Here is an 830-nt window from a genome sequence, read left to right as displayed (position 1 = left end):
GATAATATTAACTTCAATATAAAACATAAATCGCTCTATATCTCCATCCATACCTATAACAAATAACTACCAGCATACTACCTGAGACTCAGTTTTCAGCTTGTTTCCTATTTTTTAAAGAACAGTTGACTCTTTTTCAATCGTCATACTTAAGAAGATAAATTAACAAATTAATAAACTAATAAATCAATAAGTTAAAAAAAAGAAAATATAAAAAATATATAATACAAAAAGACACTCAACAAAAAAAATTACAAAAATATAAACATTGCTTATTTCTTCTTTGTAAAGATTATTCTTAAAAATATCATTTAATCTTCTTAAGTATGATGACTTAAGTCTTAGCAATATTATCTTTTAGTTTATTACTAATCTTAGTGGTGGAGATAAGCGGGATCGAACCGCTGACCTCCTGCGTGCAAGGCAGGCGCTCTCCCAGCTGAGCTATATCCCCATTGAGATAATAATCTTATAACTACATGAAACAAATAAACAAAAGCAACTTCTTATAAACTCTTAGTTTATCTTAAACCTTGCCTCAAGCTTACTTATTTCATCATATTTTCCTTTTCGTCACCTTTGAAAACCATACCAGCTCAAAAGTGGTGGGTCTGAGTGGACTTGAACCACCGACCTCACCCTTATCAGGGGTGCGCTCTAACCACCTGAGCTACAGACCCAAAAGGATTGCATTATCGCTTCGTCTTAAATGTGTAATAACACTACTACACCTTTTCTGCTCTCTCTTGTCTACAACCAATATAACAATCTGTGTGAACACTTCAAAGCCTGTCTTATATTGTAAGGTAAGGAGGTGATCCAACCGCAGG

At 33.4% G+C, this 830-nt stretch carries 2 tRNA genes; both read right to left on the bottom strand.

Going from position 1 to position 830, the window contains the following annotated elements:
* Positions 1 to 378 precede the first annotated feature (378 nt).
* A tRNA-Ala gene (locus ACFQ02_RS08180) sits at positions 379 to 454 on the bottom strand.
* Between the two features lie 149 nt (positions 455 to 603).
* Positions 604 to 680 (bottom strand) — tRNA-Ile (locus tag ACFQ02_RS08175).
* Between the last annotated feature and the right edge of the window lie 150 nt (positions 681 to 830).

Origin of the sequence: Seminibacterium arietis (assembly GCF_042675725.1) — a bacterium.
In the GTDB taxonomy this organism is placed as follows: Bacteria; Pseudomonadota; Gammaproteobacteria; order Enterobacterales; family Pasteurellaceae; genus Seminibacterium; species Seminibacterium arietis.
This window is presented reverse-complemented; position numbering and strand designations above follow the sequence as displayed.